The organism is Mojavia sp., assembly GCF_059505145.1.
In genome coordinates this window covers 1-21321 of the sequence record NZ_JCACKA010000125.1, presented here as the reverse complement: position 1 = coordinate 21321, position 21321 = coordinate 1, and the positions used below count along the sequence as shown (strand labels likewise).

At 41.4% G+C, this 21321-nt stretch carries 23 protein-coding genes; 15 read left to right on the top strand and 8 right to left on the bottom strand.

Features of this window, described 5'->3' with window-relative positions:
* Nucleotides 1-577, bottom strand: a 577-nt coding sequence (locus AC5JL8_RS34905) for a nuclease-related domain-containing protein (protein WP_495884280.1), incomplete at its 3' end; no start/stop codon positions are given.
* A 228-nt stretch (nucleotides 578-805) separates the two neighbouring features.
* Here AC5JL8_RS34905 and AC5JL8_RS34900 point away from each other — a divergent pair.
* The 3 genes from AC5JL8_RS34900 (at nucleotide 806) to AC5JL8_RS34890 (ending at nucleotide 2937) form a co-directional block, all read left to right on the top strand.
* Complete coding sequence (locus AC5JL8_RS34900) at nucleotides 806-1027, top strand: hypothetical protein (RefSeq protein WP_495884279.1); 222 nt, start codon at nucleotides 806-808, stop codon at nucleotides 1025-1027.
* A 341-nt stretch (nucleotides 1028-1368) separates the two neighbouring features.
* A complete protein-coding gene (locus tag AC5JL8_RS34895) occupies nucleotides 1369-1971 on the top strand; it encodes a tyrosine-type recombinase/integrase (RefSeq protein WP_495884278.1) in 603 nt (200 codons plus the stop codon).
* 195 nt (nucleotides 1972-2166) lie between these two features.
* A complete protein-coding gene (locus AC5JL8_RS34890; protein ID WP_495884277.1) occupies nucleotides 2167-2937 on the top strand; it encodes a hypothetical protein in 771 nt (256 codons plus the stop codon).
* 1042 nt (nucleotides 2938-3979) lie between these two features.
* On the opposite strand, the gene AC5JL8_RS34885 is transcribed toward AC5JL8_RS34890, so the two are convergent.
* Both AC5JL8_RS34885 and AC5JL8_RS34880 read right to left on the bottom strand, forming a co-directional pair.
* Nucleotides 3980-4411, bottom strand: a complete 432-nt coding sequence (locus AC5JL8_RS34885; RefSeq protein ID WP_495884276.1) for a type II toxin-antitoxin system VapC family toxin — start codon at nucleotides 4409-4411, stop codon at nucleotides 3980-3982.
* Entirely contained in the window at nucleotides 4408-4632 is a 225-nt protein-coding gene (locus AC5JL8_RS34880) for a hypothetical protein (RefSeq protein WP_495884275.1), read from the bottom strand. Before AC5JL8_RS34880 ends, AC5JL8_RS34885 begins: the two co-directional genes overlap by 4 nt.
* Nucleotides 4633-4819: 187 nt before the next feature.
* Between AC5JL8_RS34880 and AC5JL8_RS34875 the strand changes: the two genes are divergently transcribed.
* Both AC5JL8_RS34875 and AC5JL8_RS34870 read left to right on the top strand, forming a co-directional pair.
* Nucleotides 4820-5410, top strand: a complete 591-nt coding sequence (locus AC5JL8_RS34875) for a ParA family protein (protein WP_495884274.1) — start codon at nucleotides 4820-4822, stop codon at nucleotides 5408-5410.
* On the top strand, nucleotides 5407-6135 hold the full coding sequence (locus AC5JL8_RS34870) for a ParB N-terminal domain-containing protein (protein WP_495884273.1): 729 nt from the start codon (nucleotides 5407-5409) through the stop codon (nucleotides 6133-6135). Before AC5JL8_RS34875 ends, AC5JL8_RS34870 begins: the two co-directional genes overlap by 4 nt.
* A gap of 47 nt (nucleotides 6136-6182) precedes the next feature.
* Here AC5JL8_RS34870 and AC5JL8_RS34865 read toward each other — a convergent pair whose 3' ends face one another.
* Nucleotides 6183-7904, bottom strand: coding sequence for an IS1634 family transposase (locus AC5JL8_RS34865; RefSeq protein ID WP_495884272.1), 1722 nt, complete (start codon nucleotides 7902-7904; stop codon nucleotides 6183-6185).
* Nucleotides 7905-8265: 361 nt separating this feature from the next.
* Between AC5JL8_RS34865 and AC5JL8_RS34860 the strand changes: the two genes are divergently transcribed.
* Nucleotides 8266-9284 (top strand): IS630 family transposase gene (locus AC5JL8_RS34860; RefSeq protein WP_495884281.1). Its coding sequence is split into 2 segments (ribosomal slippage): nucleotides 8266-8698 and nucleotides 8698-9284, totalling 1020 coding nucleotides; the frame shifts between segments, so codons are not numbered across the junction.
* Between the two features lie 173 nt (nucleotides 9285-9457).
* Here AC5JL8_RS34860 and AC5JL8_RS34855 read toward each other — a convergent pair.
* Complete coding sequence (locus tag AC5JL8_RS34855; protein WP_495884271.1) at nucleotides 9458-10027, bottom strand: hypothetical protein; 570 nt, start codon at nucleotides 10025-10027, stop codon at nucleotides 9458-9460.
* A 160-nt stretch (nucleotides 10028-10187) separates the two neighbouring features.
* Nucleotides 10188-13268: a DUF3987 domain-containing protein gene (locus tag AC5JL8_RS34850; protein ID WP_495884270.1), complete on the bottom strand. Its 3081-nt coding sequence runs from the start codon at nucleotides 13266-13268 to the stop codon at nucleotides 10188-10190.
* A gap of 43 nt (nucleotides 13269-13311) precedes the next feature.
* On the opposite strand from AC5JL8_RS34850, the gene AC5JL8_RS34845 reads away from it, so the two are divergent.
* Nucleotides 13312-13491, top strand: coding sequence for a hypothetical protein (locus AC5JL8_RS34845; protein WP_495884269.1), 180 nt, complete (start codon nucleotides 13312-13314; stop codon nucleotides 13489-13491).
* Nucleotides 13492-13605: 114 nt separating this feature from the next.
* On the opposite strand, the gene AC5JL8_RS34840 is transcribed toward AC5JL8_RS34845, so the two are convergent.
* Nucleotides 13606-13773 carry a ribbon-helix-helix domain-containing protein gene (locus AC5JL8_RS34840; RefSeq protein WP_495884268.1) on the bottom strand — a complete coding sequence of 56 codons (168 nt, stop codon included), beginning with the start codon at nucleotides 13771-13773 and terminating at the stop codon, nucleotides 13606-13608.
* A 329-nt stretch (nucleotides 13774-14102) separates the two neighbouring features.
* On the opposite strand from AC5JL8_RS34840, the gene AC5JL8_RS34835 reads away from it, so the two are divergent.
* From AC5JL8_RS34835 to AC5JL8_RS34800, 8 genes are all read left to right on the top strand, one after another.
* Nucleotides 14103-14672, top strand: a complete 570-nt coding sequence (locus AC5JL8_RS34835) for a hypothetical protein (RefSeq protein WP_495884267.1) — start codon at nucleotides 14103-14105, stop codon at nucleotides 14670-14672.
* A complete protein-coding gene (locus tag AC5JL8_RS34830; protein WP_495884266.1) occupies nucleotides 14665-14934 on the top strand; it encodes a hypothetical protein in 270 nt (89 codons plus the stop codon). Before AC5JL8_RS34835 ends, AC5JL8_RS34830 begins: the two co-directional genes overlap by 8 nt.
* 325 nt (nucleotides 14935-15259) lie before the next feature.
* Nucleotides 15260-15769 carry a hypothetical protein gene (locus AC5JL8_RS34825; protein ID WP_495884265.1) on the top strand — a complete coding sequence of 170 codons (510 nt, stop codon included), beginning with the start codon at nucleotides 15260-15262 and terminating at the stop codon, nucleotides 15767-15769.
* Nucleotides 15770-15780: 11 nt separating this feature from the next.
* A complete protein-coding gene (locus AC5JL8_RS34820) occupies nucleotides 15781-16419 on the top strand; it encodes a hypothetical protein (protein ID WP_495884264.1) in 639 nt (212 codons plus the stop codon).
* Nucleotides 16420-16465: 46 nt separating this feature from the next.
* Nucleotides 16466-16741 carry a hypothetical protein gene (locus tag AC5JL8_RS34815; RefSeq protein ID WP_495884263.1) on the top strand — a complete coding sequence of 92 codons (276 nt, stop codon included), beginning with the start codon at nucleotides 16466-16468 and terminating at the stop codon, nucleotides 16739-16741.
* Nucleotides 16680-17321, top strand: a complete 642-nt coding sequence (locus tag AC5JL8_RS34810; protein ID WP_495884262.1) for a hypothetical protein — start codon at nucleotides 16680-16682, stop codon at nucleotides 17319-17321. Before AC5JL8_RS34815 ends, AC5JL8_RS34810 begins: the two co-directional genes overlap by 62 nt.
* 64 nt (nucleotides 17322-17385) lie before the next feature.
* A complete protein-coding gene (locus tag AC5JL8_RS34805; RefSeq protein WP_495884261.1) occupies nucleotides 17386-17955 on the top strand; it encodes a hypothetical protein in 570 nt (189 codons plus the stop codon).
* On the top strand, nucleotides 17952-19403 hold the full coding sequence (locus AC5JL8_RS34800; protein WP_495884260.1) for a hypothetical protein: 1452 nt from the start codon (nucleotides 17952-17954) through the stop codon (nucleotides 19401-19403). The genes AC5JL8_RS34805 and AC5JL8_RS34800 overlap by 4 nt, the downstream gene beginning before the upstream one ends.
* 244 nt (nucleotides 19404-19647) lie before the next feature.
* On the opposite strand, the gene AC5JL8_RS34795 is transcribed toward AC5JL8_RS34800, so the two are convergent.
* Nucleotides 19648-21321 (bottom strand): DEAD/DEAH box helicase (locus AC5JL8_RS34795; protein ID WP_495884259.1); only part of this gene is annotated, 1674 nt, incomplete at its 5' end.

Below are 21321 nucleotides of genomic sequence, written 5' to 3'. Positions count from 1 at the left end.
AAGTTCCCCCCAGGACTGCTTTTACCATCTCCCACTGCTCATCAGTCATCATTGTTTGGGGATTTTGTTTGTCACCCTCAATGATTTTTTCTCTAAAAGTCTTTGGTGTTAAATCTTCAGCTAGTAGTACAACGCCCTGAGTAGATGGAAAATTATCGAGTCCCCTAGATTGCCATTCCTCATACTTCACAAAGGGAAGTACAACCCGAAAATTAAAACTTACTAACCCCCTGGTTTCTCTTCTCTCTGTCAGCCTATTTTTAATTGCAAACATTTGGTCTTCTGCTTGCGCTACTGGTATCTCAACCTCTGAGTGCCAATCATTCATTTTCCATTCATGACCTTGAATGCTAGCAATATTATTTATGTAGCACCCTTTGCACTCAATTACCCACAGTCCATACTCTCGATGCACAAGTAGAATATCAGGTTCTCTGTGAAGATTACCGTTCCGATTAAAAATGGGGTAACGATAAAACGCTACCCCTTCTTCATCTTTAAATGCAGATTTTAACTTTTCCCAAACTGTTTTTTGAGCCTTATTTTGGTCAAAAGGCTCATAAGGATGAAATTCCATACAGCTAATATATCTTCAATTTTTAATGGCTTTAAAATGGATCTTATTAGCTCTATTTCTTAAATGTCATCCGAGAAAAATAGTAACTGTAATAAAAACTGATTGCCCTGAAAAATACCTAGCAATATTAGCTTCTTGCTAATAAGTTATATTTAAAATGTGGTATTTACTGAAATAACAATATAAAACAAGCTGATAAATAACCACTTCATTAATTTTCTAGAACCAATGAGTGACCGTGCCTCAGCTTCCGGGAGAATACTAAAACTAGAACACCAGAGACACAGGGCGATCGCACCATTACCCTACAATAATGCTTATCACGGACGATTAAAGTCATGGAAAGTACAGTTTATTATCAGTAATACATTGTTAACCATGAAGAAGACCGCCATCATTGCAGTAGCCGCAATGCTTATCTCTGGGCTTCCATCTGTGGCTACTCCATGAGTAGACTGATGCCCGTCCCCCACACCCCCGCTCTAAACGCAGTGTCCCCAGTTCGCCAGGTCTCACGAGTTGATGGGTTGAAGTAATTGTGATATCACGGATAGCAACGATTTTCCACAAAGGTCTAGAAGAGAATGTAGATAGCTGGGCAAACCGCTTAACATCTAATTATAAGCCAGAGTTATCAATCGCTGAGTGTAGAGAATTTTTTTGTGGTTGAAAGATAAGTTTGACTTAACTAAGGCCTGTTTGGGGGTAGTTCTTCACGAAGTGATGAGGATTTGGGAGAATGGGTAGTGTCCATTATATAACGCGTAAAGCGGACAGTACCTCCCAATTAAATGACGATCATCCCGCCAGGACGTAAACCTAACAAGCATTACAGGTCTAGAGAATACCTTACACCATCTGAGGTGCGTTCTCTGTTAGATGCTGCACTTAATCGCCCTGCCCGTTATGCCCACCGTGACTACACGCTGATGCTGATGATGTTTCGGCATGGGCTGAGGGTCGGTGAAGCTGTAGGTGTAAGCTGCGGGTTACGCTGGGATGCGGTGATGTGGGGTGAACGGCAGATTTTTATCACCAGGGAAAAGGGCAGTGACTCTGGGGTGCATCCCTTGAGAGATGATGAACTGGAACTGCTCAAAAAGCTGAGAGAACAGTACCCTGACAGCAAATATATTTTCGTGTCTGAGCGTGGTCAAGTGATGTCCACTGATGCGGTGCGGAAGCTGCTTGGGCGGCTGGCAGTTATTGCGGGGCTTGATATCAAAGTTCACTGCCACATGATGCGCCATGCTTGCGGTTATTATCTGGTGAATCAGGGTTACAGCACCAGAGAAATTCAAGATTTTTTAGGGCATCGGGATATTAAGCACACGGAAAAATATACCAAGCTGAATGCTCGACGTTTTTTGAATTTTGATTGGGGTAATTTGTAAATTCGCCTGTTCTCCTCACCCCTCTCGCAGTCTATACAGGAAGTCATATTGCCGACTTGTTGAATTCCTAACAATACTAGAAAGAAATATTTGTCGTAACGTTTTCTCAAGTCAATCAGTAAAGATCGATTGCGCTCCTAATAGGATGATTTAGTTTTTCAATATACTCCATGTAAAGGCTTTTGAGGAAACATTATGATGGCTCAGAATGAGGAGATATTGGTTCAGGCACCACGCTTGCCATCTAAAGTACAAGCAAAACCTCCAGCAAACGAACAATCACAGCCAGTCACTATTGACTCTATACAGCAACCAGTGAAGGTACAGCAACCTATTGAAGTTGTTGTTCCTCCAACTCCATTAGCAAATCAAGTTTTTCCAGTGCTAATAACGGTATTCGGCTCGTTTGTGGCAGCAGGAATTTCTTCTTATCTAGCTTGGATAATTGCTAAACGAAACTATGATCGTCAAATTAATGACCAAAAAAAGAATCAGCAACGTTCAGATACTTTTCAAATGGCTGAGGAATTTAATAGTTACTCTATGTGGCTCGCTCGTGTAGAAGCACATAAGAAATTCGTGCAACAAGGGAATGGAAGTGTACCAAGAGATATAAGAAAGGACTATGAAGAAAAGTCTACTGAAGAATTAGCGCCTATTTTTAGAGTAATTTATTTTTACAAAAGACTAGATACTCTAAAAAGCCGCGAAAAAATTGATTTGGAGCTTGCACAAAACCTTTTTTATGAGATTTATAAGTGGTGGTTTGATAACTATTTTAAACATCAGATCAATTATATAAAAGATGACCCTGAATGGAATGATTTTATTGTTAAGTATGACTGGCTTTACGACTACATACCTAGTAATTTAAATAATGATGAGCCAAAGAAATTGCCAGAGAATCAACAAGCTCCAGTTCACTTGAAACAATTTGTCGAAGAAAGGCAGGAGCCGACGCGGTGACAGATGTCTGCATAACGTACCCTTGAAAACTCAAGAATTTTAGGCGTTGCTGAATCATGAGATGATTTTGCTAAATTCTGTTATCGCCTAAGCCTGAGTGTCACCATAGTATGGAGACAACAATCGAACTCAGTAATTAAATATTTTCTATTTTACATAATCGTGAGAGAGTACAGAATTTGAAACAGTTAATAGAGTAAAATCAAAAATAGATGAACATACAAGTAAGTTAGACAAATCCTAAATAATTTGCCTAACTAGCTTATTAGATGTATCCTTAAATCAAGATTTAGTTACTGTCTCTAACTTGCATGGCTAGCAAGCTGGAGATTTTTTTATTTAAGTAGATAACCAACATACCCAGCTAGAAATAATTTAGAAAACTCATATAGAATATTTCTTGCTGAAGGGTCTATTACAGAAAGAGAAGCCACTGTTAAAAAAGTAGCTGTAAAAACAGATAGTAAAATGCGATCTTTAGTCATAAACACCTTCATAATTGAATTTATTTCAGAATATCACTAACTTTCTTTTTAAAGTTGAAATTGCCCGAAATCAGGAAGTTGCCTGAAATTAGGAAATTTTATTGACAATCTATTTGTTATGTTTATCCTAAATAAAAAGTTATAGATTGAAAATTACTTTTGTACCCTAATTTGTAACCTGATTTGTACACCCATAAAAAGTTAGGTACTAAATTTAACTTTTGTTTAAGAAAATATTCTTTAGAAAATTCTCGAACGGAAGAATCAGGGTTTCAGCGTTAAAAGGTGTCATCAACCGCACAAACCACTTATAATAGCTGGGACAATCGCTTTCCTGGTACGACCGAGCAATACGCCTGAGCAGCACTGGCTCTTAAATCCCTTGCTATTTCTTGGCTATGACTTGACTTGGTAAGAAATTAATTACTATGTTTCTTAATGCTGTAGAACTTCATCGCCTCAGTAAAACAGCGTTCACTCTCCTGGGCGATCACTCTTAAGCCAAGATATGGCTCATCGCTGCCAGCACTACCCATTGTCGCGTACTCACCTATAGCTCAATTTTCACCTTTACTAACAAACCAATTTTCAACGTTTAAACCGTTAAAAAACTCAAAATCAGAAACATTATTAGTTACCAGAATTAAATTATTACAGAAAGCAATACTCGCAATTTGACCATCTACAAAAGCAGGAGTTCTCCCAATCTGGGATAATCTAACCCTTTCTTGGGCGTGCCATTGTGCTGCCTTTAAATCATAATTAAATACTGGTAAATTCAATACTGACTCATAAATATAATTCCTCAGATACTCTCGCCGCCTAGATTCTGGCAACCGCAAACAACCATGTAGAAGTTCATGAACAACAACACTAGAAACAGCCACTTCAGACTTATGAATATCTAGTTGGTGTAAAACATTGACATTAGGAATAGGGCGTGCTGGCTCTGAGAGAATATTAGTATCAAGTAAAAACTTTAAACTCATAACTCAACTTCTCTGCCCACGCTCGGATCTCGTAAATCAGCAAAATCCTCATCAGTAAAAATAATCCCCTCGCTTTGGATTACTTGTCTAAATTTTTGTAATCCTTGCCAAAAATTCTCCCCTTTAGATTCCTCCTTTTTTTGACGCAGAAACTCAAATAAATAGTCTTGTTCTTCTGTGGGCAAATTGTTAATGGAATTAATAATTTCTTGTAAATTCATCTATTAAGCTCCTCTAAGCTAAACCCCATCTTTGCTAACTGTATTCTAATCACCTGGTTGTAAGCATAGACTCTTGCTCGTAAATTACTACTCGTGTGTAAGACGGGGTACTTAAAATTTTCAATCGGGAAAAAATGTCTCTTGTGCGGTACAATCCGCCATCATGACTGAATGTGATGAGATTACAATGATTATTACTATCGCATCTTTTAAAGGGGGTGTAGGAAAATCTACCACAGCGATTCATCTCGCCGCCTACCTTGCTACCAAAGGGAAAACTGTACTAGCTGATGGTGATCTTAATCGCTCTGTGTTGCATTGGTTTGAGCGTGGTAAAAGTCCTTTTGAGGTTTACGATCATAGCGAAATAGACCAAGCTGATGATTTTGAACATCTCGTGATTGACACTCCTGCCCGCCCTGCTAGTGATGAGTTGAAAGCGTTAGCCAACTCCAGTGATTTACTGATAATTCCCACCCATCCAAGCACTTTCGCTCTAGAAGCGTTGATTGAAACTGTGGGAGAACTAAACGAATTACCACCAGGACGCTTTAAAGTCTTACTGACTTGTGTACCTCCTTCCCCCAGTCGTGATGGATATAAAGCCAAAGAAAGTCTTGAAAAATTTGGTTTACCCTTGTTTAAAACTTGGATTAGAAGAATGGCAGTTTACCTAAGAGCTGAAAATTTTGGAGTTCCAGTTTATCTGGTAAAAGATGCTCGTGCTTCTGATGCCTGGAGCGATTACGAGGCAGTGGGTAAGGAAATTATCTCATGACCAATTTCGATAAAATTCTGGAAGTCGCCCAAAAACGGCAAGGGCAATCTCAACCACTGAAGCTCCAAGACTCTACAGTTTTACTGGAGCAGATTAAAGACCGTGAGCAGGATACCCGACCTTTAAATTCAAAGCATGTTGAGTCTTTGGCAGAGTCAATTGCTGTTCTGGGGCTTATAGAACCATTAGTAATAGACAATAAATTTAGGTTGCTGGCTGGAGGGCATCGATTAGCGGCAATTCGATTGCTAAAGGAGCAGCAGGCAGATAAATATCTTCATCAGTTCCCTGATAATCGCATTCCTATAAGGATGTTGCCCTTTGATGTAGAAGAAGATCCTGATTTAGCATTGCAAGTAGAGATAGCAGAGAACGAACAGCGTAGAGATTATACGCCAAACGAAGTGAAAGCTATCGCCGAGCGTCTACGCACTGCTGGATTTATTGACGTAAAAGGAAGACCTAAGAAAGGACAAAAGCCTTTAATGCCTGCTCTAGGCGTTGTAGTAGGCAAAAATCTGCGTACAGTACAAAGATATTTTGAAACTAACCAAAATACTAACCAAGAGAAAAGTACGACAGATGTCGTACTTTTAAAACAAGCGTTAACTAAGCTCAAGCAGTGGCAGCAAATTGAGCCGAAAACACCGCAAGAGAAAGCTTTAGCCAAACGTCTGCCAGAACTCATGAGCTTGATTGAGGAAGTCTTGGGTAACGAGAAGTAAACTGATGTCTCCCGGTTCGCCGACTTTTTTAGGAGTTAGAAAAAAATCTACTCAGGAGTAAAAGATTGACCACCAAGTTGAGTATAAATAGTAGTCGGGAACCCAAGCAAAACAAGAATATGCTGTTGTAAGGGTGAAAGAGCAGTTAAATGGGCATAAAGTTCATTTTTCACCTCAATCAACAGCAGAGTGATGTCTTTAAATGCGGCAAGAAGAAGTTCAGCAGTGGGACGTGCTGTTTCTCGCTTCGGATTACCAGCATAAAGTCCAGCAAGTTTTTGTTGATTTTTCTCCAGATGAAGACGAACCTGAAACTCTAAAAGGGTCAACACTCGTAAACCAATTGAAAGTAGTCGAATCAAACCGGTAATATGGTCTTCGCGTTGTAAATAAATCGGAGTTAAAGAGAGAGGAAAGCCTTTAAGTCGAGCAAATCCTCGTTCAGTTAAATACTCATCTCTGTAAGCACAAACAGCTTGCTTCAAAGTTAGTAGAGCTTCAGTTTGATTAGTGACATAGACTCGCCAGCCTAATAGTTGAATTTGTTGTCGAACCGCATCTTCATTTATTTGAAAATCCAGATAAAAGCAAACGTCTTCCACTGCCTGAGGTTGGCGTTCTAGATATCGTCTTTTAACTTTTTGAACTCGTTTAGTTTGAATCTCAATTTGAAATAAACTGCTAGTTCGATGACGTTTGAGAATATCTGCTACAGCCGAATCCCACTCCTCAAATGAGGTGAGTTTTTTCTTACCCCGCCGAGGTATTTTGAGTTGTTCTAGAGCATCTGAGGTTTTTTGTATACGTTCGCGTAGAGACTTTTCTTCTGTCTGTGCAATGGCAAATGAACGTACTACTAATTGTCGCTCTTCCCAAGATATTTCTTGCTCGTCAATCTCTAGTTTTTGGAGCAATTTTAGTTCAAATCCTTCAGCAATATCTCTAGTTTTTCCGTCTGCATAATCGTAATTGATAATAGTCAACTCTTGTTTTATATCCCAAACTGGTTGAAGATATTCTATTAATTTTTCTCTTGGCGATTGCTTGGCATTTAAAGGACATAGATAAAAATCACCACCCGACACAATATGGTTTCTCGTCCCAATTGATGCCATTTTACAGTCACCAATATATAGTAATCCTGACTGTTTTATTGTTGAACGTACTCTTTCTATGGCTGGAATATATAACGGGTCATCGGCTTTTTCCCCTGACAAGATTTCCGTTGCAATTGGCATCCCTAATGGGTCTAATGTCGATAACATTATTTTGACTTGTGCCAAGTCCGGACGATGATCTTTGCTATGTCCCCATTGAAATAGTCCTTCGGGATTTACCCCACAGTGGCTCGATGCTGTTGTACTATCCAAACGTACCCGTTCTGGTTTGAGATCGTAGACACACAGCAAATTACTCCCTAGTTCTGACTCAAATACAGACCAGTTTTCATCACAATTAAGGTAGCGTAATACCGCTTCTAGCCGATCATCCGTCAAGTCTAATTCCTCTAAGGAATCGCCCATCAGTGTTTTTAAAGTTTCCATACGCTTGGAAGCCCAGCCTTGGACGTGATTTAAACGATGATCTGCTTGCGATAATATGTGTGTTAACCAAATTACCGCTACGCTCCCCAAACTCTCACCTTGCCAATTTCCATGTGTCGGAAAGTGCTTATCGATTAACTTGCCTATCCCCATCTTCTGTATTTGTGTCAGAAGTACGGGTATATCATCGACTCTTTCGTTTGTAATTATGGGTTCAGTTGCCATAATTCTGAACCTATACCGATTTACTCATTTTTGGAAATATGTCTTTCGGTATACTTCTTTTCCTAACTCCTCCAAAAATGAGCGAACCGGGAGTAATAATGATGAAATTAATTATAGAATTGGGCAGCTTTAAGAAAATCTAGTAAGAAAGAATTGATGACTTGTCCAAAAGCTCTGTTTATCAGGGTTTTGACTACCTATTCTTCGCAAGGTAGTTGCTCAGCACTGGTTTCTTACTTTAACCATAGATGCAATAATTAATATTTAAGTTCAGAATATAGCAATCCGGAATCATTCGTGAGAAAATACGTAGAAGTGTATAAGTAGCTTGGATGACTAGAATGAGGGTGCGGTAATGTGGATGCGATCGCTAGAAGAGTTTATTGAAAAGAGCCAAGATAAACGTGAAGTCAAACGAGCGCTCGCAGTCAAGATGCTGTTGTGTGGATACAAGCATCAAGAGATAATGCCGATACTGGGAGTATCGAGCGGTTTTATCAGTAAGTGGAAAAAAGTATTTTTTCAAAGTGGAGTGGAAGGTTTAAAACTCGCTCATAAAGGAAGCTTTGGGCTATTAAACCCAGAACAGCGTTCGTCGATAATAGAGTGGCTGTTAACAAAAGATAGATGGACTTTGAACGAGCTAGAGTTTGAGATCAGCCGCAAATACGGGGTTAGTTTCGCTTCAAAGCAAAGCTACTACGATCTATTTGATGAGGCAAGTATCAGTTGGAAGAAAACTCAGGCTCACAACCCAAAATATGATGAAGAATTAGTCGCATCAAAAAAAAAGATATTTGTACACTGCTGGCAGGGCGACGCGAGGAAATAGAATCTGGAGAATTAGTCGTGTTCATGGTCGATGAATGTCATTTGTTATGGGGAGACGTAAACGGTTATGTTTGGGGCAAAACGAGCGAACGAGTATCACTTCCTGTAGCCAACGCTCGTTGTAAACAAACGTACTTCGGGGCATTAGACTATAAAACAAAAGAATTTTTGATTTACAAAGCAAAAAAAGCTAATTCTGAGACGACAATAGGTTTTTTAGAATATCTTCAGTCGCAACGAAGAGGGGCAAAAATTTTAATTATTTGGGACGGTGCTAGTTACCACCGTTCAGGGCAAATTAAAGAGTATTTAGACTCGTTCAATGCAGAATTAGAAAAAGAACAATGGTTAATAACTTGTGAGCGCTTTGCCCCAAATGCTCCACAACAAAACCCTGTAGAAGACATCTGGTTACAAGGAAAAAGATTGATTCGAGAATTTTACTTTTTTTGTCATTCTTTCTCTGTAGTTAAAGAGTTATTTGAATTAGCAATTGGTTGTCAAATTTTTTACTTTCCGAAGTTATATGAATATGGTGTTTTCTCATGAATGATTTAGGATTGCTATAGATTATATCTATTGTTAATAATCATCTGTATTGTTGAGAATATATTGTTTTCTTCCAGTGATGGGCAGTGCAACTTTCTTCCAACGGATTTGGCTTTTATCTGGCATCTCTCATTCCTCAACACTCCGCTTATGATTCCCGTGGGGAGGGGATATTACTTTTGTGTATTTGAGCGTAAAAACTCAGCATACTCCTTGGTTTTTATGTAGTCACTGTACTTAAGCATTCTCCATGCAATCCAGCAAATAACAGACAGAGTTAAGAAAGAAACACTACCATAGACCAAGATTCTCCAAAAATTAGAATTAGAGCGAAATTGACTAAACATTAAGATGATGAACGTCAAGGTAATGACTGCTGCATTCAAAGACCACCCGCGACAAATCCTGGTACGACTCAGTGCATAAAGCAAACGTTCAGTTATTGGATTTTGTTGGGACAATACGAGACGCCTATCGTCATAGAAATTTAGTTCAGTGCCTCCATACGCAGTTTTACGAATTTGCTTTGACCATATCTTCTCAAAAATGGAGTCTGCTATACGGTCAACAATAATTCCTAACAAATAAATTAATGACAGCAATGGAATAGCTAATGCCACTAGGATCTCAACTTTAACTTGCAACCACTGAAAACCGAATATAGCTAAAGTGAGAAGTACGAGCCAAACCATTGCTCCAACACCGATGACAACTAATTCAACAAATAGATTGGTTGTGGACATGGATTTTGCTTTAAAAACGTCTAGTATGTTTACGTATCTCGGCGGCTACCCTATATGTACCGTATTCGCTACCATATAAGCCATATCGATTACGTATGCTATACTTACTAAGCATCGCTCAAGTAGAGCCGCATCCAGGGCAAACCCTAATCTGGCTTCATTAAGAAACTAACTCTAGTCTCATCCCATCATTCCCTGGTACAAAGCATTCCCAGATTCTTAAGCTGGCTTCAATATTTTCAAGTTTAACGATCGCCTTAAGCAAGCCATGTACAGTTTTGAATCCCGTTACTATTCCCTCAAAGCCATGCCGCTTGCTACCAGGGAAATGTACCCGTACCCTTACACCTTTAGTAATTTCTGGTGTACTAGCATGATTTTTGACCTGTTGAGGCTTAGTTAATACTATGTCAACAGCTTCAACTGGAATAGGGAGAATTGAATCATCCGGTGGCGGAATTTGCGTCTTATCTATGACATCATCTTCACCGTGTTCTAAGTACAAAAGGCAATTGTCAGTACTGACAGTCAGTGATTGGCAGTGGCTATCACTGACATTAATTAACTCGTAATCAAGAGGATTAGAGATGTATTTTTCTTCATTGTCAGTGTTGTCAGTGGTTGTAAAGGATTTTTCCAAGTCTTCAATTTTTGTTGCAACGAATTTGACAGACCTTCCTTTACGTACAATTTCCCCATAACCCATGGATTGGAGTTTGAGAAATAAATCATGAGTGTAGGCACTAGCTTCTCTGCCTGCTGCCTTGGCCCGTGACTTAATGCTATCCAGTGGTCGATAGATGTCACGGACAGAAACGCCGTCTGATGTTTGGGAAGCACGGTCATAAATTTGCAACAGAATTGAGCTAATTTCATCACTATTGCTCACTTTCTCTTGCAAAACGTGAAAGGCACTGCGATAGTATTGGGCAAGCTTAACAGCGCGTTCTAAGGTGTCTTTTTGTAGTGTTGTGATATCTCGGCTATTGGGTGAGTAAAAACACTCAAGCAAATGCAGATTCAGCGCAATTCTCAAAATCTGGGTTGGTAGCTTGGACATCCAATTACGGATAGCTGCGTGTGTAGTTTGTTCTATTTGGTCGCCGATGATCTCGACTAGCTTTCTGTAATATGCTTTCGCCTGTGGGCTGCAAGAGACGTTGATTTCTGGTAATTCCTCCATCCATTTGTAAAGTAGGGGTAAGCGATCGCTAAGTTGACAAAAGCCTTCTACATAGCGCTGTTTGCGACGCTGGGGAACTGCAAATAACATTCTCGCTTGCAGCCCGTTACTGTCGTCAGCGTCCTTAAAGATTCTGCGGAACACACCGGGTTGAATACCACCGTTCAAAGAAATGGCTGTACGTTCCGTAAAATAACTGTCAGTTAAAGATATACGGTCAACACAAAGGGCGGCTGCATCCCAAAGTTTTAACAAAATCTGCAAGCTTTCATCCTCACCTCTGGAGAATTGCCCCAAGGAATTAAACAGCCCCGCTATTTCGTCTCTGGCCCACAACGCCCCATGCTCGCCGTTTTCAGCTGAACGCTTTAACACAGCTTGAATCGTTGCAACTTCAAATAAATACTTTCTTAAAGCGGGTGATTCTGGTTCATCCCCTTCACAGCCGCCTTTCTCCCACTCTTTTAGCGCCCGTTTGTATTCTTCAAGAGCTTCCTTGTAGCGCTGGACTGCCTCGGCTTGCATTTTTCGCAATGGCGCTACAACTAAGCTGTCAGCGCGGGATTTTCCTCCACCGGACTCTAAAACTGTCACAGTCCACAGTACAGAGGGGATTCTATGAGATTGCATATCCAGATTAATCGTCGTCCCTGCTAAAGAAGCGACAGCGCTAATTAAGGGCTGCCATATAACAACTGGGTCAACATTCAAAATGTCCGCATCATGGATTAAATCACGGGCTAGAGGGGCAGGTAAGATAGCGCCCCATTCGATTTTGGTATTTCGCCACTCAATGAGCGACTTGAGCCGCATTTCATCTTCTGGCAAAACCTCATAGAGTTTGACACGCTCTCTAGCAACAATGCGGTCAAAAAGCTTTTGGTTAATTCCTAGTTCAGTACGTAGTAAGTCTAATTTAAAACTCTCTTCAACGTCATCTAAATTTTCGGCTAAGATGCCACTGACAACACTGACAATAGACTGTGAATCTTGTTTTGCAATCATTTCCATTGTCAGTGGTGGCACTGACAATAAGCTATTGTCAGTACTGACAATAGACTTTTGTACGGTTAATCGTTTATGGCTATGTGTCCCTTTTTGCTTGTTTAACCAAGCGGTGTAGCATCCTTGTAACTTGTCGTCATCCAAAGATGGGCGCAAGGCGTGTGCTTCCGCGTTTTTCCACCAGCCATCAGCTTCGCTACGAACATCCTCGCCAAGCGGTGGGGTGCAATTAGTGCAGAACTGGTCATAAAGGGTGCGTGGGTCGCCCTGATAGTCAATGCCCAATTCGTTGAGGCGACGAGCAGTCGCAATTAAATTAAGGCTGAGTTTTTTCGCTGCGTCGTTGCGTCCTCCATCACCAGTGCCATGCTCTACTAAATCTCTGTCATCACGCCCTAGAAAAATGGATAAATTTGGGCGAGCGCTGACTGTAGTTTGCACACTTTTAATTTGAGGTTGTGGAACTGCCACAGGCTGCTGATGATTCAGCATTAACTCAATCACCCAATTAGGACAGTTAGCAACCGAAATATCTTGCGGCGATCGCACCCAATGATAACTACCAGTTTGAGGGTGTACAGATGGCGGTAGTACGCTTTGCAGCCCATTCCAACGAAATTCTAGTAACTGCTCTTTACCGTCATCGCCCTTGACCCCAGTTTTGAGCTTGACAGTTTTTACTATTTGCCAGTATTCCTCGGTTACCAAGTAAAGTAATTGTCTGCGCCCAGCTTTGCCAGAGCTAAAAATTACTGTGTCGGGTAAATCGCCCAAAGCCAGCTTTTGTAGTAGTGCCTCTGCTGCGTGGCCATCCGCATCAATGGCTAAAATTCCGCCTGATACTTCACCTGTGCGGATGCCGTAGCCAAAGGCTTTATCTGATTGCAGTTCTTTAATCAGTGCCTGCCGTGTTAATGCTGTTTCTTGTTGCCAGTTTTCACGATAAGGACGTTTATTGTCTGTAACAGGGGTCAAGGCCCAGTTACCAGGAATTTGCTGTAAGCCTGAAATTAACCGTTCTGCGGTCGTTGGATTCAATTGTGTAGTATGCACTTGTATTACCTCGAATTTTCTTTCAAAATCCGGGTAACTCCTTATGTTGCAATGCGAGCGCAGAACTGGTTATCATAGAACTGCGATCGCGGTTCCGAAAAGTCTTGCAGGACATTTTCAGTTCGGAGTTACCCGCGTTATGAATAGTCAAATTACAGAACCCGCTAAGATTCCCGTCCGAGCGGGTTTTGTTATTGAACTACGGACAAAAACATCAATTTAATTACTCTGTGGAGTGTTGCTGTTGCCTCCTTGCCTGAGTAAATATTCCCAAATGCGGCGAATTTCAGCTTGGAACACTGAGCGCTCGCCTGTTGCTTGCTTTGAGTCGATCATTTTACTTGTCCTCTTTTTTTCGTTCTTTATATTGAGCTACCCAATCTGCAAGCGCGATGCTAGCAAGATTGGAAACTGATCGTTGTTGCTCGTCGGCAATTGTCTGTAGGTCGTCTAATAATTCCTGTGATGCTAAATAAATTGTTAATCGTGGTTTCTTTGTAGCCATTACGCATAAAAAGTATGCTTTATGGAGCTATTAAATACCACTTCTAAGCTATTTGCAATTTTTGTATGCAAAGTGTTGACACTTCGCTTAACTTCACTTACTATATTAGTGTCAAGGTTATCGATACGTCAATAAATTAGATCAACGAAGATATTCAACTAGTTACATACACATCTGCGTAGCGGTCGCTCTATGTCTGCGGTCGTTGCAATGTTGTGCAATGAACACACAAAATAGCGCAAAATACGCGGTAAACGGAACGACAGAAATAATATTGCAGGCGTGGTCAACTGCCGAGAGCGTAGTGTTTCACAGGAGCAGGAAGATTCATGCATATCAATTTACGCAATTTAGAAGCAATCAACGGATTACCCCTTCAGAGAACAATGCTTAATCAAAATCAAAGAAGAAGGTTAGAAGCAATAGATCGCTGGCTTAGAGAAATCCAAGATTCAGAGGAATTGAGACAAGTGGAATACTGTCCAGATGTGGCACTCGGCGATGCCATCCAAGCAGTGGGCGAACTACTACAATCACACGAACCCTATGATTACAAGCCCTCAAATTTTACTGATGATCAGTGGCTAAAGTATCTAGAACAAAAGCCAGTAATGCACATTCGCCGTGTGAATAATTGGCGTGAAAAGGTTCGCTCATTCATTCAAGATGCAGCAAAAGAAGTAGCAATTCTGAGCTTATTAACAACAGGTTTTATGGTTGTTGGTACTATCTTCTGTCACGGCGTTGATCGGATTGAGCAAAGCAGAGGTGAGGAATATCAGCCAACATGGATTAACAACGGCAAGATTTTTGAAGGCAGCGCCATTGCATCAATCGCGGTCTTCCTGGGTACAAGCTTGACAGGCGCGTGTGTTGCTGGAGATAGGAAAGATGATTGATAAACAGCTTGTAGGATGCGTCACGCTGTTGACAATGAGCAAAACTTACTGGATTGATGGAACGCTGTACAGATATTTAACAAGCAGCGACAGTATCAAACACACACAGTATTATTTTCGTCCTTTGCCGCGTCAGTCTAAGAGTGCTGACTTAAAGCTCAATCGTGACAAGGTGTTAAGGCGTTGCTACGAAATTCCAAGTTTGTACAACCAACATCATGCAACGCAGACAGCTACAGCAATCCAGCAGAGTTTGTTTTAATTTTTGGTGACCGATGCTACCGCGTGGAGCGTCCCAAAGCAGCGAGCGAGCGCGTCAACTAGCCTCATCGGGGCGCTTTTACGGGGGTAAAATCGATAATTCAGTAAGTCTTCAATCGGTAAGCGCTTTGTTATTACGTGGTTCTAGCCATTGAGCGCAACGGCTAAGAAGCTTCTAAAAAGTTATTTTCTAAGGTTATTGACAGCCTCTAATAACAGGGGCATATCCATAACTCTGAATCAATCTTGGGGGCTAGTCAAATACCTGAGAATGTCCGGGCAGTCAGTTGATTTTATACACACTTAAACAAGATTACAGAGGCAATGTGGCAACAAAGAAGTATTTAGCTAAGTATCGTCAGCTCAGACAGATTTATGAGCGAGCGCTAGGCAAGACCATTTCAGACGAGACTTGGTATCGGGTGGTGTCTTTTCTCAAGCAGCGTTTTAACTTGAGGGTGGAATCCAAGGATGCAGAAACCATAGTAGAGACATTCGCGGGACTGAAAAGGCGTTACGGTGCGCTAAGTCCAACTAGGGAGGGATTTGAGGAGCGTTGGCAAGCATTCAAGCATTTTTATGATTCACAGGGCGGCTACAGCGGTATTGAAGCACTATCTGCCCTAGCAAACTATCTAAAAATCAATCTTGACGACGTACCATCAAGCACCCGTTACTACTGGTTTAGTCAAGCTGGTTTGTCTTACAGCGCTCATGGCATCTATCACAGCAAAGATTTAGCCCTTGTCGCGTTCGTCGCTGCTAAGTGGGCAATCAATAAGCGTTCGCAACCAATGAAATCCGCAAACATCTCAGTTTTAGCATTAGCCAAATAGGAGCAATCACCATGTCTGACAAGTTTACTAATAACGTCCGCGCTCGCTTGTACAAACAGGGTTATCAAGGATTTACCAAGGACGATTACACTTCTTCGGCGCTCGCTGTAGGGTGCGATGACCTTGACAATCCAACCAAAGAGCAATTGAGCCAAGCCGTTGACTACCTCAAAGAAAAAGCGACTTGCCAATTATCTGTAACTGATGAAAGAGTTGAAGAAAAATTTCTAATGCAAGTAGAGTCCCTTCAGTCCGAGACTGAGGTTGAAACAGGGACGCTCGCAGTGGCCCCTCTAGATGTAGGCGAGATGATCACGAAGGGAGCCTCACAAATGGGTGTAATCCTTTCAGAACAACAAATCAATGACATAGCCGATAGCGTTGACACCTCAGCCAGCACCTTTGACGAAATTCTCGAACAAGTAGAAGCAGCACTACTCGCTTATGCTGACTTAAGAGCAAATCAAGTTGACGCAAAGATTGACCAGACATTGACTCTTGTACAACAGAGAGTAGTTAATCGTCATGAGCAAAGCAGAGACAAGCTATCCCTTGGGTTAACGGGCATTAGTGCGGCTCTAGAGGATAGCCGTAATCAAACTAAAAGCCAACTTTCAGGCATCCTCGCTAGGCTCAACGCGGTTCAATAGCGATGAATTGACGCTGCTTGAGTGCTTGGTAATTCGCTGGCTAAGGATGAATTACTTCTCAAGAATTGCTGTTAGTTTAGGTGCGATTGCTGCTTTCATTTTGCCCTTCCATTACTGGGTATATCTGCCAACAAGAGAGCATCACAACTATCAGCAATATCTCAAACGAAAGTCAGCTATTGAGCAATACGTAAGGCGAATGGAGTATCACTGCACTCAAATTTTTACCCCAGAAAAACAATATCGCTGTGAAAAATTCAATGAAGCTCAAGAATCAGGTAACTTCCAAATCACGCAACCTAGAAAACCAGTTAAAAAATAAGTTCAACGCATCTACTAACTTAGTAGTAAGAGCGCTAACAGGTGATAAAACAGCACTCAAACTGATAGGACAAATGGGTAATGACGGGGCAAAGATTAGTGAATTCGCCCCACAAGTAAGAGAGCAAATGTTAGCTGCTATCAAAGGGACTGAGGACTTAAATCTAGTCCTGGGCGATATCTACAAACAAGCTGGTGTAAGCGGCGAGAAAATTGAAAGAGCAGTACAGTCAGCGATTTTAGCTGATACTCATCTAGCAAATATCCTAGAAGAGATGAAACTTGATTTCGCTTCATCTAAGGATAAAGAAGCGCTACGCCATCAACAAGCAATAGACCATCTCAAACTGAAATCATGGGTAGACAAACACATGATGCTTGTTGATGGTGAATATAAGATGTTGCAGACGGAATTACAGACAGACATTAGACAACAAACAATTGACTTGCAACATGATAAAGAACTGGGCAAGTATTACCTAGAAATGGGTGATAACGCTCGTGATGATTTCAAGCCGAAAAAACAATATTCCGGGCGCTCGATTGTCCAAAAAATCAAAGATGCCCTAATAGGTTTCTGACAGTTCAAGCCCGACAGCCAGCGCATAAAGTTACTGTCGGGCAACTAAATATTCTGGCGTTAATATGACATACGACATTGAAGATGATCAAGAAGACCTAGTAAACCAAATCGCCCCAGATACGCCGTTGCCAAAAGACTTAATATCACATCTGGAATCGCGCAAGCAGCACCGGAAAGATGTTATCAATACAACTGAGAAATTGACCCGATTCTTTGTCGGCTGGTCGCTAAATTCTACGGGATTCTTTATAGCTAAATATTTATTAATAACTGGTGGTGGCGTTAACTTGTGGCTGGCAATTACGCTCTCATTTTCTATATGCAGCGTTGGCTCTGTGGCTGGGTTAACGGGCTTGAGAATTAATTACAACAGCGACGGACTAGAGGTTGATAATATGCAAAATCTGTTTAAAACTGCTGGTGGCTTAGTGTTTGCAGGTATCACAACTTGGTTAGCAGTAAAAGACTATCAATATTTTGAGAATTTGACTAAAGAAACAGTGTCACAGATTAACCAAGATATCCAAACTATTGAGAAACAAAATCCGCAATCAGACCCTTGGGTAAGTATTGCAGTCGCTGTGGCTTTATTCATTGGTTCCATTGCAATTATTTTTAGGGTACGAGAATGAAACAGGGTGTTGTCGAGTTAGCGCTGGCTGGTGTGTGTGGTGTAGCTGCAATCATGGGGCTTGCAACATCGCAAACACGCCAGCCTTACGACCTAACACAAATTCAGTTCTGCCCAAGGTCAATTAATGGTGTACAAAGTCAAATAAAACTGGATAAGCGTTTTTGTAATCAACCGCGTTTTGTCCTAACTGAAGAATGGCAACGCTACGGGCTGTATGGCAGCATCATTCCCTACAAGGGCGATGCAATTCAATGGGTGCGTGATTTGCCCACAGACAACCCTAATCAGTTGCTAGGATACGGGGTTGCAGTCACTGGGCTATGGGGTATCGTGGGTTGCTTGCTCGTGCGTTCGCAACGTCTCAAGCGCACGGATTATGAATTGGGGGAAAAAGAAAAGACTGGCGACTATGCAACTTGGCAGCATAATAAGCACAAACGCGATATTAAGCAGCATTCGACCCAGCTTTACACTGAGCGCTTGAAAGATGGGCTGTCAGGACTGGATACAGAAGAACGCTTGGCGCTGGGGCTGACTGACTCCGAAAACGAACGGGCTAAGGCACGTATCCAGCTAGAAGATTTCATGAAAGCTCGTGCTGTTAATCATTCTGTGATGGATAAGACGATTGCGGAGAATTTAAGGGACAGAGCGAAAGCTGACCAAGAACGCGGCAAGATTGAGGGTAAAACCAAGAGCGAGATCGCAAACGGTGACAATCATCAATTAACTGACCAGCGCCTCATCAGTGATTTAATCGAAGCACTCAAGAATCATGAGGATGGTTGGCTGTGGAAGGTCATCGACAATCAAAAGCCCGTTTGGGTGCTGGGAGAAGCGGGAAGTGGTAAATCAACTCTAGCAGCGTCGATTGTCATGCTCAGAGAATATCTGTTTGATATGCCTTTGTATCAGCTCATAGACGCGCACGCCGGAGATAATTTAAGAAACGCATGGAAATATTTAAGCCCGCAGTTAATAGCGCAAACAGAATCAGATATAGGGCAAGCTTTTGATGATGCTCGCGAGCGTTGGCTAGACAGAATTAATAATCAGCTTGATAAACAACCGCAACAGTTATTAGTTGATGAATTTACTAACTATTCTGAGTCAGATATCACAAAGGAGCCTGCCAAAAAGTTTGTTAAAGCGTCTCTAAGTGACCCTAGAAAGGCTGAAGAAAGGTTAGTTTGTATTGCCCATTTCTTCACTAATACTGCTGTTGGTGGCAGTGATGGAACTGCTAAAGGTAGAGCTAGAGGCACTATTCAAATTGACCGCAAAACAGCCGATGGTAAGACACCTTTAAAGGTGGCAATAGTTAACGGTTTAAATAATGCCGATGGGGACGCAGAAGTAGATAAAAAGGTTACAATTCCTAGTTGGTTGACTCCCGAAGGCATTCACAAGCATTTCAACGGTCAGCCAATTGATTTTGATAATTAATTGTTAGATAACTAATTCTTGAGATGTCAAGAACTGGGGGAGAGTGGGTGGCGTAGCGAAGTGTCGGGGGCGGGCTGCTGAGTTTTGGCCACTTCACGATAGACTTTCTGCCCGTCCCCGACACCACCCGCTCTAAACGAAGTGTCCCCAGTTCGTCGGGGCCTCACTAGCTGATGAGGTTGAAGCAATTTTGATATTGTACTTAATATCTTTAAAAACGCTCACTTTATCCTTTAAGTAACAGTCAAACAAGCAGAGGTAACTGGGTTTGAGTCTTCATTTCCTCTGTGTCATCATTTTCATCATTATTTCTTTCAATTGTTTTCTTATTAAAGGCAGTAAAAGCAAAGTTCGGATATTGCTCTAAAGCCTTTTGTAGCTCATCAAAAATCGGGGAATCTAATCCTGTAACCACGCACCATACACGAGCGCGGGTCAGTGCAACAAATGCCTCATTGCGCTTGTGTATTTCTCTTTCATCCTGTTTCCAACTTAAAGGTTTAGTCGCATTGTCGAATCTACAAACGTATACCTTCCAAGCTTCATTACCTTTTGCTCTAAAAATGTTAGAGATTGTCACATAACCGTCCATACGGAAAATATCGCGTGCGGTGTCCACTCCAGCAATGCAGCTTTTGACTCCATGTTTTCGTAAAGCCTCTTGAAGACTTTGAAAGTAATTGTTTTCGTTATCGCCACTAGGCCCAGTAATTATAATGTCGCAAGGGTCTAAACCTAGCTTTAGATCATTGGCAACTTGTTGAGCTATCCATTGTTGTTCTGAATGCTCACTTGTAAAAGGCTGTATTACTAACGGAGAACCAACAGCATCTTTTGCTTCAAAATTTTCTTGGTCAATTGGGTGAGGACTATTTTTATTAGGACGTGTGATTGTAACCTTTTTTCCTGCTTTAACACTAGCGTCAGTAAAATCACCATCCAAAACTTGATAGCCTAGTTTTTCCCATTCTTCTTTATTAGTTACTCCTTGCAATGCTCTTTCTTGTCGAAATAATCCCATATTGATAGCATGAGCGGTCATGAGTAACTGCCTGGGAGTACGGTAGCATCGATTCATGTTATGACCTTTTCTGATACCACCTTCATATACTGGCGGTGTGATATCACCATTTGGAAGTTTATTACCACCTAAGTCTACAACTGGTGTACCATCTGGATTCTTACCAAAGATAGTAACTGGTTGAGGGACAATTAGCGAACCGATACCTTGTGCTTCGTCATAAGCCCAGTACAATCTTCTTGGGTCAGAAAGGGTACTTCTAACTAACCTATAAAATGATGGTGGTAAATCTTGTCCTTCATCAATCAAAACTGCATCATAAATAACGGGAATGTTTTTAACGTCTTGTTCGAGGCGATCGCAAATATATTCAAAACTTTTTGCGGGGGAAGTTGCACCAATTTCATTTCTAACATCATTGACGCTTTTAGGTCTTACACCGCATTTTAATGCTAAAGACCGATAAAAACCTTCTCTATCTCTTGCTCCCCAAGCGTGTAATATTTTCAAGTTTATCCAGTTAGGTTCTTCACCTGTCATACCCCGATATTCAAGGGCAATTCTCTCAGTAATCTCATCATAAAGTGCCTGAGTAAAAAACACGAAGGCTAACTTCATATCTGGATTTCGAGCGTGCATTTTAGCAATACGCTTGGCAAATAAAACCGTTTTACCCGTGCCTGCTAATCCTCGAATTCGCTGCGGGCCATCGGGAATTTCAAATGCAACCTTCTGCTGCTGTTCGTCCAGTACTTTTAGTTTAGACTCAATAGCTTGAATAACTCTAATAGGATTATTACTAGGTGTACCTGTTGGAACAGGGCGCGGTGGTTTAGATGGTAAAGTTCCCCCCAGGACTGCTTTTACCATCTCCCACTGCTCATCAGTCATCATTGT